Origin of the sequence: Mycoplasmoides pirum ATCC 25960, from assembly GCF_000685905.1 — a bacterium.
Taxonomy (GTDB): domain Bacteria; phylum Bacillota_I; class Bacilli_A; order Mycoplasmatales; family Mycoplasmoidaceae; genus Mycoplasmoides; species Mycoplasmoides pirum.
Genome location: NZ_JMKZ01000001.1, coordinates 147,397 through 159,736, shown reverse-complemented (window position 1 = coordinate 159,736; position 12,340 = coordinate 147,397). Strand labels below are relative to the sequence as shown.

General features: G+C 23.0%; 5 protein-coding genes and 1 tRNA gene. All 6 read right to left on the bottom strand.

Annotation, left to right across the window (positions count from 1 at the left end; genetic code table 4):
- The 6 genes from T397_RS0100645 to T397_RS0100620 all read right to left on the bottom strand — a co-directional run bounded on the left by T397_RS0100645 (position 1) and on the right by T397_RS0100620 (position 12,309).
- On the bottom strand, positions 1-927 hold the full coding sequence (locus tag T397_RS0100645) for an adenine nucleotide alpha hydrolase family protein (RefSeq protein ID WP_027123782.1): 927 nt from the start codon (positions 925-927) through the stop codon (positions 1-3).
- A gap of 118 nt (positions 928-1,045) precedes the next feature.
- Positions 1,046-3,037: an NAD-dependent DNA ligase LigA gene (ligA, locus tag T397_RS0100640; protein WP_027123781.1), complete on the bottom strand. Its 1,992-nt coding sequence runs from the start codon at positions 3,035-3,037 to the stop codon at positions 1,046-1,048.
- 13 nt (positions 3,038-3,050) lie between these two features.
- On the bottom strand, positions 3,051-4,877 hold the full coding sequence (locus T397_RS04280) for a hypothetical protein (protein WP_155947993.1): 1,827 nt from the start codon (positions 4,875-4,877) through the stop codon (positions 3,051-3,053).
- Between the two features lie 65 nt (positions 4,878-4,942).
- Positions 4,943-5,016, bottom strand: a tRNA-Gly gene (locus tag T397_RS0100630).
- Positions 5,017-5,133: 117 nt separating this feature from the next.
- Complete coding sequence (locus tag T397_RS0100625; RefSeq protein WP_027123779.1) at positions 5,134-8,829, bottom strand: M64 family metallopeptidase; 3,696 nt, start codon at positions 8,827-8,829, stop codon at positions 5,134-5,136.
- A 168-nt stretch (positions 8,830-8,997) separates the two neighbouring features.
- Entirely contained in the window at positions 8,998-12,309 is a 3,312-nt protein-coding gene (locus T397_RS0100620; protein ID WP_155947919.1) for a M64 family metallopeptidase, read from the bottom strand.
- Between the last annotated feature and the right edge of the window lie 31 nt (positions 12,310-12,340).

The window sequence follows — 12,340 nt, the reverse complement described above, 5'->3', positions numbered from 1 at the left end:
TTATTCAATTAAATCTAATGATACTCCTTTAATTTCAGGAATTTCATTTTTTATATTTTTAGATAAAGAAGATCAAAAATTAATTGGAAAATTTAAATAATTAATTTTGTTTGAATTTTTATTTATGGATAAATCAACTACACTTAAAGAAATATAAAATTCATTTTTTAAAAAAGTTTTATAACGCAAACTTTGATTAGTTAAAAAATTAATTAAACATCTTGTATTCAATACTGATAATTTATTTTTATGTAATTCTTTTGTATACAAATCTTGAATTTTTGAATATAGCTCTAATTTCTTTTTAGTAATTGGTGAGTTCATGGCATCAGTACAACCATAAATAGAATTTCAATTAGTTTCTGCAACATTCATTGGTAAATTTAAAAATTTAGCTAAATCCAAAATTTGATTGCGCTCTAAATTACGTAATGGTTGTAAAATTAATAAATTTAAATCTTTCATTGCTTGAATGTATTCAATATATTGTTTATCTTCACTCTTATAAACTGTAGTAAATAAAGTTCCATCTGCAACGCAATAAATAGGTATATCTAATTCGTTAATAAAATCACAAAAAACTTCCATAAATGTGTTTAAAATTACTGAATCTTTGTTTTCTTTGTTTAATTCCAAAACAATATTATTAAAAAACAAATCATTAGATTTTAATTTTATTACTTTAAGTTTAAGAAATTCATTAAATAATTTATCTACTTTTTCTTCTTCATTGATAGATATTAATCCTGTATCTATAAAAAGAAATCGTACTTGAGGGCCTAATGCTTGATTAAGAATTGATGCTAAAATTGCAGAATTCAAATCTGAATTAACTAAACAAATAACATAATTATTTCCAACCTTTTTTCTAATTGATTGAATTTTACTATTTATATATTCTGAAGGATTTCATTGATTTAACGACATTAAAAATATAGTCTCTCTTTAAATTAAAAAGCATTATTAATGATAATGGTGTAATTATAAAATAATTGAATTTTGCTGATTGAAAAGATTAAAAAGAAATCAAAACAAATAAAAAAAATTAATTTCAAATTTCATCATAAATAATAGGAATATTTAATTCTTTTGCCAAATTAATTTTGGAATTAGTGGGATTGGAACCAGCTAAAATATAATCTATATTTTTACTAATTGAACTTTTAAATTTAGCATTAAATTTTTGAGACATTATTTCTTTAATAATATTCCTTGATATAGAAAAAGAGCCAGTAATTAAAAACGACTTATCATAATATGGTGAACTTGAATCAACTAAAAAATTTGAAATAGTGTTTTCTATCATATTCACATTCAATTTTTTCAAGTTTTTAATTAATTCTTGATTACTAGTCATTGCAAATCAATCAACAATAGATTTTGCAACAATTGGGCCAATATCTTTAATTATGCATAATTCGTCAAACGTAGCATTCATCAAGTTATCCATAGTGTTATATTTTTTTGCTAAAACTTTTGCTGTTGTATACCCAACATGCCTAATCCCTAAACCAAAAATTAAATTACTTAAATTTCGATTTTTTGATTTTTCAATTGAATCTAAAATGTTATTCATTTTTTTTGTTTTTATTTTAAAAGAACCAGCAATGATAGTGTCTCTTTTTTCATTTAAACTATATAAATCTAAAATATTTTCAATAAACCGATGGCGATAAAGTAATTCAATAATTTTTTCAGAAACATTTTCAATATTCATTGCGTCCCTTGTACAATAATGAATTATGCCTTGTAAAGTTCTAGCTGGACAAAGTAAATTAATACAATATTGATCAACTTCTCCATTAATTTGCTCTAATTTTTCTTTACATTCTGGGCAAACATTTATTTTAGAAAATTCATAAACCTTAGAATCGCGTTTTTCAAATGCTACATCTAAAACTTTAGGAATGACATCTCCGGCTTTATAAATATAAACATAATCATTAATTCTTATATCTTTTTCTTTAATGTATTCATAATTATGTAAAGTGGCATTGCTAATAAATGAACCATCAACATTTACTTTTTTTAAATTAGCTACATAATTAATTCTGCCTGTTCTGCCAACACTTGTAGTAATGTCTATTAATTGAGTAAGAACTTTATTAGCTGGAAATTTATATGCTATAGCTCAACGAGGAAACTTACTAGTATTTCCTAATAATTCATAAGTATTAATATCATTTAATTTTAAAACAACTCCATCAATAGAATAAGATAAATCAGATCTAATTTTTTGAAAATTTAAAATTTCTTTTCATGCTTCATTTATATTTTTTACAAGTTTAACTTGAGGTGCAACTTTAAATCCTCACTGTTTTAAATTTTCAATTGTTTCTCAATGTGATTTAAAGCCTAGTTCTTGTGCATTTGGTACATAATATAAATATGCATCTAAATTACGTTTAGCAGTTACTTTAGAATCTAAATTGCGTAATGAACCAGCAGCCAAATTTCTAGGATTGGCAAATTTTTTATTATCTGGCAAAGTAGAATTAATTTTTTCAAAATTATCTTTGCTAATAAACACTTCGCCACGAATAGTAATTTTTTTAAAAGGTGTTTTTATTTTTAATGGAATTGTTTTAATAGATCTAACATTTTCTGTAACATCTTCTCCATTAATACCATCGCCTCTTGTTAAAGCTTGTTTTAGTTCATTATTTTCATATATTAAAGAAATACTTAAACCATCAATTTTTGGCTCTACAACATATTCATTAACATCTTTTTTAATAAATTCATTTATTTGTTTATCAAAATGCAATATGTCCCCTTCATCAAAAGCATTATTTAATGAAAGCATTGAATATTCATGTGCAATTTTTTGAAATTTATTCAAAACAATTCCACCAACTCTTGATGTAGGTGAATTTTTGTCTTTCCATTCAGGATATTTTTTTTCTAATTCTATTAATTTTTGTAGGTTATGATCATATTCTGCATCAGACACAATAGGATTATCTAAAGCATAATATGCATATTCTCATTCTGTGAGAAGTTTAACCAATTTATCCATTAACTCTTTGTCAGTCATAATTAATCCTAAATTAAATAAAATTGTAAACACTAATTAAAGTAGTGATTGTTAATAATGTTACAGAGCACAAACTTATTAAAGAAATATTCATTCAGACTTTCTTAAAATGTAAATTGTTGAACAACAAGCTAATAATTAATAGAAAAAATAATCAAGAAACATCTAAATTTCATCCAATGTTTATTTTATCAATAATATTCGTAGATAAAGGGTTTCAAATAACCAACAAAATTAAAAATGATAGAAAAACAAAATATTCATTTTCAAAATTAACTGTTTTTAAATATATTTCTTGTTTTGTCAATTTTGATTGCAAAGAATTAGTGTTAACCATAATTAAATTAGTATTTGTTTTTTTATTAAAATTAATAGTTCGATTCCAAAAAATTTGTTTGTTTTGGTTAATGTTACTTTTTAATTTTATATATAAAGGTAATTTTGAAAATATAATTTTTCAACAACAAAAAACTAAAATAGATAAATTTAATAATCAAAAAACAATATTGATAAATATCTTAATTATGGTTTGTGAATTTTCAACATTAGTACCTATAATATTAAATGGGTTATAAAAAATAATTCAAGAATTGATATTAAAATTAATTTGTCCATTTGCAAAAGTCAAAATAATTGAAACTACATAAATAACTGACAAAAACAATGCCAAAATAATAAAAAGATTTTTTTGCAAAAAAAGTTCTAAATATCTAACCAATGATTTAAATTTAACTTGTCTTATAAAAATAAATCAAAAACTATAAAATACAATAAAAGAGATAATGTAGATAATTGAACCTATTTGTGAAAATTTTTGTATTAAAAATATTAAAACAAACATCAAACCTAATGATGAAACCATAAAACTTGATAACACGTGTTGTTGTTTTACCAGTAAACCCATGATTATTTTAAAAATAACAAAAGCTATTATCAATATAATAAAAATTTGAGTTAATGAAAACATTGATATCATTAAAAAGGCAAATAAAAAATCTAATTTAAAACTTAAATTTTTTAAGTTGTTATCATACATTATTCTTAAAATTAAAATTGTTATTGGAACAATTCATGTTAAACCGTTAATAGGATTTGTTACAAATAAAAATAAACTAATATTAATTCCAAAATTGACAAGAAAAATCATAACAATTTTTAAATGATCTCCGTTATCAATATTGTTTTTAAAAATACCCACAATTGCAGTTGAAGTTATTATTGCATAAATAACTAATAATGAATAACTAGCAAAATAAGAGCTATAAGAACTAAATAAAGTATTTTTTGGAATATTAAATAAAAAAATTCACAGTAAATTTAATGAATTTCAAGAACTATATTGAATAACTGAAGGATCAGTATTATGATCATAAACTAAAGTATCTCAAGTGGTTTTTTTTGATAAATAAGTATTTAAAGCATTTTGATAAGAATTAAAACTTAAAGTTTGATCAAAATTGTTTGAGTTATTGACATAAACAATATTATTGGATAAAAATCAACTACCTAAAATTATTAATGCAATTGCAAAACATATTACAATTGTTTTCCAAGAAACTCTTTCAAATGAAAAGCTATATTTTCAATTAATTAGATAAAAAAATAATGCAAATATTTGAGCAACTAAAAGAATGATTGAATAATTTAATATAGTGGTATTAAGGGTAAAAGTTAATAATGAAAAAATAAACATTAACCCTAAGAATACAAACATCCCTAAACTTGTTAAAAAATATGAATTATATTGTGGGAAAAATCTTTTAAAAAGCTTTCCAATAAAATAACTATTAAAAAAATAAATTAGCGGGACTACGCATGCCCCAACTATTGTTAATGGCAAGCGAATAACCTCCGCTAATTTTGTAATTTGAAAATTTAAATAGAATTTAAATTTGAAAAAATAAATGGAGCAGATGACGAGAATCGGACTCGCGTCTTGACCTTGGCAAGGTCACATTCTACCATTGAACTACATCTGCAAAACTAACAAATATTATAACATTTTTATATTTGTTAGTTTTGTAAATTTTATGTGTTTTATTTTTTAATTCAAAACTTTAATTTTTATAAATTAAACATTTTTATATTTCTAAAAACTATTTTTTAATTTTTTTAAAAACAAAATAGCTAATTATTGAAGCAACTATAACAACTAAAGGTATTGAAACTGATAAAGAAATTAGTAATGTATTATTTGAATTATCTTCTTTTGTAATGGGATTTTCAGGATTTATAGTTGGTTTATCTTCTGGTTTTACATCTGGATTTTCAGGAATACTAGGTTGATCAGGTTTAGATTCATCATTTTGAAGTAAATAATTAAAGACAAAAGTTTTAGATGTAATTTTATTGTTAGAATCATTAATTTTGCTTATTTTAATTATTAAATTTAATTGTTTGTTTTGTAAATTGTTTGTAATTTCAAATTCATATAAAAATCCAGTTGTTGTGCTTCAATTGTTTAAATAATTTAATAATGAATTAGGATTTTTAATTAAATTATTTAATTCATCATTAGTAAATGAAGTTTTGTTTAAAGATAATGACAAATTATCAATTCTTTCTTTTTCAATTTGTAAATCATTTTTTTCAGGTATTGGATCATTAAGTTGATATTCAAATAAAAATTCTTTTGAAGAATAAACTCTATCAACTTCATTATTTTTGTTTATATTAATGACTAAACTTAATTGATTTTCATTTTGCTTAGTTTCTAGTACAAATTTATATGTAAAACCTTCTTTTGGTTCTCAATTATTTAAATTATTTTTTAATGAATCAGGATTATTAATTAAATTGTTTATTTCAAGAGAAGAAAAAGAATTTTTCTTTAATGACAAATTCAAACTATCAATTCTTAATTTTTCATTTACTAGTTCATCTTCCTGAATATTATTGTCTATAGTATAAGGTAATATAAATGAATAAGAATCTTGACTTATTAAATTTTGTTTTGAAGTTACTTGAATTTGAAATGTAAAAATATTATTTCCTTTTTTGAAATTTACAATAGAGTAATTATTAGTTAATAAAGAATTATTTGTTACATCATTTCAATTTATTTGACTAGCAAAATTATTTTCATTAATTAAATTAATTTCATTTTGAGTAAATTTATCTTTTTTTAACTTAAATTTTATAGAATTAATTCTTATAATTTCATTATCCACAGAAATTAAATCTTTTGTTGGTGTAGATGGATTTTCATTTAAATAAATATATTTTTCAAAAAGTTTTGATTCTTTAAAATTTTTGGAAATTTTCTCTGTAATTCTAATTTTAAATTTTATTTCTTTTGAATATCCTGTAGATCCTCAACTATCTTTTTGAAGATCAATAACTTCATAATTAAATTTGGTTTTATTAAAATTAAAATTTGGCAAGTTATCAAGTAAGTTATCTTTATTTAGAGATTCAAAAATATTAAGAGTTCCACGATCTTGTTCAAAATTTTTCATTCATAACATTAATGAATTTATTCGATTAATTTCTACTTCCAATGGATCTGGGGTATACCCATCAATTTTTTTAACTTTGACATTTACCATTTGAAAAGCAAAAGGATCACTTAATTTATTTTTTCTATTTATTTCACTGTAATCATGGAAAAAATAAAGCTTGTAGTATCCAGGTGTAGAAGTGTCTACCTCATTCCAAATTATATTTTTATTGTTAATTTTTTGACTAAATGTATGATCATATTCTACAAAATGATCATAATCATCTTTGATAGATGCAATATTATCACCTTGATTAATTTCAATATCATTGCCTAAAGTATGATAAGGAATTTTATCACTGATAGAATATATTAATTCACTATCATTATTGATATTATTGTAATCATAATTAATTTTTGGATAAACAACTGATTGTTTTCATTCATTATTATAATTTGAATTATCATTATTAAAATTTTCTAAATCATATAAGAAGAAATCAGAATCGCTTGGAACAAAAGTTTGTCCTTCGTAAACAGTTACTTCTTTTTGTTGAATTGTTTCATTATTTTTTGAAGGATCAATTAATTTTAGTTTTAATTTTTTTGATGGCAATTTCTCATAATAATAATTAAACTCTTGATCTTGACCATTAATCATTAATTCCTGATTATCAATTTTGCTTTGATTAGCATCCAATTTATAACCATTAAAAAGAATTTTTTCTAATTTAAATTTTGTTTTGTCTCTTTTTATTAAAATAGTTGGTTTTATATCGGGTAATGGCTTACTTGTGCTTTTATCAATAAAATTAATTGAAACTTTATGTAGTTCTTTACCTACATTTTTTTCAATATTATTGTTTTCATTTTCTTTTGAATTATTCACTTTTTTTTGATTATTTTCGTTTATCCTATCTAAACTTGTTGCTAATACTTCATTTGTATCAGCATCAACAATTTCACCAATTATTTCATCTTGATTATTGATTAAACCACTTGGAGCAGAAGTTTTAGTTTGAAATGTAATTCCTTTAAGTTCCTGAGGTTGAATTGTATAAATTTCTGATTCTTCAGAAAATTTAGATTTTTTAGATGAATTTGTTATTGAAATTTTAGCTTTTATTCTTCTTGCTTTAGATGTAAGATTATCAATAACTGTTCTAAAATCTAAATGTTTGCTTGATGCATTTTCAATATTGTAATCATATAATTCCATTTCTTCTAATGTAATTCTAGAATATATATTATCTGCAGAAAATTTTTTATTTCATACTGGCCGATTTTCTTTCAGTGTTAATTGTGGATCAGCTATATAAAATAATTCTTGTTGAGTTATTTGTGTTGCTCTTTTGATCATTTGATGAGTACATACTTCGCAAAAATCTATATAATTTTTTCCGTTTGACATCAAGCAATCGTATGACGGTATATAATAATTGGGAAATTTAGAATTTTCTACTAAACTTATGCCTCTAAATCCTAGAAATTCTCTTCATCTAATGCTAGATAAAAAATTTTCTGCATTACTTAAGTCATCATTAATACCAACAATATGAACACTATTGGCTGCTCCATCAGGTTTACTTTCTTCATATTCATCTTCTAAACCATATATAGAATGTCCTTGCTCGTGAATATGAGTTCATGTTGAATCTTTTGTAGTAGTGTTGTATTGTTTACCAAATGGGTTTGTGTTAGCTCTACCATCTCCACCATTTCGAACCATAGCAATTCAATCGGGTTTTATTAATCCTCCATCTTCTAAAAAATTCTTAGAAAGATCATAAGATAAAACTCTAAATTTAGTTACTCCAAAATTTGCCACAGAAGTAAAATTCGATGTTGTCATACCAAAAAAACTATTTGGAATTGAACTACTAGATTCAGTTTTATAATTAGGTTGTATAGAGTAAATATTAAATTTATCATTTAAAAATGTTTGATATGGAATTCTTGTTCTTTGTGTATAAGATTTATAATATCCATCAGTATTATTGCCCCACGTTGGACTAGATAATCAAGGCAAAACTATATTGGAATACATAAGATTTGAAAAAACATTGGGATCTGCATTTTCAGCATAATTGTCACCCAAAAACAAAAAATTTATTTTCCTTCGATCATCACCAGTTTTTCTTAAAATTTTAACTGGATACATTGAATCGACTTTTGCATATTTATAGTAATTAAGATCTTCATTAACTTTAGTACTATTGCTAGTATTAATAGGTGAATAAAGAACAGTGTTGCTTAAATCAAAGATGAATAAAGAAGAAACTGAAACTACTAATAAAATTACTAGCGAATATATATATATATATAGGGATTTTGTTTTTTCTCATTTTTTCATAATAACGCATGTCCAGCAAACAAAAATTTAAATGTATATAATTGTACTAAAATGACTTACTTATTTCTAATATTTAATGTTAAGCAATATAAAAAATTTAAATTATTTTGCCTTTAAATTTATTGGTCTAAAAAATAACTATAAATAATAATTTTTTTCAAAATAACTTTATTTTCTGGTTTTTCTACGAATAGAAAAAGCAATTATTGAAGCAACTATAATAATTAAAGGTATTGAGACTGATAAAGAAATTAATAACGTGTTATTTGAATTATCTTCTTTATTAACAGGGTTTTTAGGCATAATTGGCTGATCAGGTTTGGATCCTTCATTTTCAAGTGAATAATTAAAAACAAAAATTTTAGATAACACTTTATTATCAATATCATTACTTTTACTTATTTCAATTACTAAATTTAATTGTTTATTTTCTAAATTATTTGTAATTTCAAATTTATATAAAAATCCACTTATTGGATTTCAATCATCTAAATAATTTGATAATGAATTAGGATTTTTAACTAAACTATTCAATTCGTCGTTAGTGAATGAAATTTTATTTAAAGATAATGTCAAACCATCAATTCTTTCTTTTTCAATATTCAATTCATTATCTTTTTCACTATTATTAATACTATAGTTTAAGATAAACATTTTTGTTTTTTGAGACATTGAATAATTTTTTAATTTGATTTGAATTTGAAAAGTAAAAATATTGTTTTCTTTATCAAAGTTTGTAATAGAATAATCTTTTCTGTTTGAATCAATAGCTATATCACTTCAATTTATATAATTGACGAAATTTAATTCGTTAATAACATTAATTTCATCTTTAGTAAATGTTGTTTTATTTAATAAAATATTTTTTGAGTTAAGTTTAATAATTTCATTGTCTAAATCAATCAAATCTTTTTTTGGTATCAATGGATCATCATTTAAATAAATGTATTTATCAAAAAGTTTTGATTCTTTAATTTTTTTTGATTTTTTATCTAATACTTTAATATTAAATTTTATTTCTTTAGAATTACCCGTAGATCCTCAGTCATTTTTTTGAAAATTAACAACTTCGTAATTAAATTTGGTTTTATTAAAATTAAAATTTGACAAGTTATCAAGTAAGTTGTCTTTATTTAAAGATTCAAAATCTTTAAGAGTTCCGCGATCTTCTTCAAAATTTTTCATTCATAACATTAATGAATTTATTCGATTAATTTCTGCTTCTAGTTGATCTGGTATATAACTATCAATTTTTTTAACTTTAACATTAATTATTTGAAAAGCAAAAGGATCACTTAATTTGTTTTTTCTGTTTATTTCATTGTAATCATGAAAAAAGTAAAGTTTGTAATATCCGGGTGTAGAAGTATCTACCTCATTTCAAATTATATTTTTATTATTATGTTGTTGGTTGAAAGTATAATTGTATTCAACAAAATGATCAAAATCATTTTTGATGGATTCAATATTATTTCCTTGATTAATTTCAAAATTATTACCAAGAGTATAATAAGGAATTTTATCACTAACAGAATATATTAGTTCACTATCATCATTAATTTTGTTGTAATCATAATTAATTTTTGGATAAATAACAGATTGTTTTCATTCAGCGTTATAATTTGGGTTCTTATTGTTAAGATTTTTTAAATCATATAAGAAAAAATCAGAATCACTTGGAACAAAAGTTTGCCCTTCATAAACAGTTGCTTCTTTTTGCTGAATTGTTTGATTATTTTTTGAAGGATCAATTAATTTTAGCTTTAATTTCTTTGATCGCAATTTATCATAATAATAATTAAATTCTTTATCTTGACCATTAATCATTAATTCCTGATTATTAATCTTACTTAGAGATGAATCTAATTTATAACCATCAAAAAGAATTTTTTCTAACTTAAATTTTGTTTTGTCTCTTTTTATTAAAATAGTTGGTTTGACGTCAGCCAATGGTTTATTTGTACTTTTATCAATAAAATTAATTGTAACTTTATATAATTCTTTACCTATATTTTCTTCATTTTTTTTGTATTGTTGATTATAAGCATTTATTCTATCCAAACTTGTTGCTAATACTTCATTCGTATCAACATCAATGATTTCACCAATTATTTTGTCTTGATCATTGACTAATTCACCTAAAACCTTTTTTTTAGTTTGGAATGTAATTCCTTTAAGTTCTCGAGGTTGAATTGTATAAATATCTGAATCTTCAGAAAATTTAGATTTTCCAGATGAATTTGTTATTAATATTTTGGCTTTTATTCTTTTTGTTTTAGGTGTAAGATTATCAACAACTGTTCTAAAATCTAAATGTTTGTTTGAAGCAGTATTAATGTTGTAACTATATAATTCCATTTGTTCTAAAGAAGCTCTAGAATATGTGTTATCTGAAGAAAATTTTTTATTTCATATAGGACGGTTTTCTTGTGGTGTCAATTGTGGATCAGCAATATAAAATAATTCTTCCTGAGTTATTTTCGCTCCCCTTTTAATCATTTCATGAGTACATACTTCACAAAAATCTTGATAATGAGAAAGACTACGCATGTCGCAACTATATGATGGAACATATCAATTATGAAATTTTGTATTTTCTTCTAAAGTTATTCCACGAAATCCTAGAAATTCTCTTCAAGGGATGTTAGATAAATAATCTTTTGCATTACTCAAATCATCTTTAACTCCAGTAAGATAAATACTATTTGGAGAATTAGTAGGCATATTTTCCACATATTCATCACTTAATCCATATATTGAGTGTCCTTGTTCATGAACATGAGTTAATCATCAATCACTTGTAGTAGTATTGTATTGTCCAGTGCTTGGTGATGAATTAGCTCGACCTACGCCACCATTTCTAACCATACCAATTCAATTAGGTTTTATTATTCCTCCATCTTCTAAGAAATTTTTAGAAAGATCATAGGATAAAACTCTTAATTTTGTTACTCCAAAATCAGGGGTAGAGATAAAACGTGAAGTTGTCATTCCAAAAAAACTTTCCTGAGAGCTTGGACTAGATTCTATTTTGTAATTAGGTTGAATAGAATAAATATTAAATTTATCATTCAAAAATGTTTGATAAGGAACTCTTGCTCTAGGTATTCAAGGATATCTAATAGTAGAACTACTTTTTTTTGAGGAACTAGACAATCAAGGTAAAACTACTTTAGGATATATAAAATCTGCAAATGCATTTGGATCAGCGTTTTCTGCATAATTATCACCTAAAAAAAGGAAATTAATTTTCTTTCGATCATTTCCAGTTTTTCTTAAAATTTTAACAGGATAAAGAGGATCTACTTTTGCATATTTGTAGTAATCAAGATTTTCAGTAGCTTCAGAACTATTATTAGTGTTAATAGGAGAATAAATAACTGTATTACTTAAATCAAATACAAATAAAGAAGAAACTGAAATCACTAATAAAACTATTAGAGAATGTATATGTTTATATATGAACTTTGTTTTTTTCATTTTATTTATGATAATGCAAATTAATTTAATA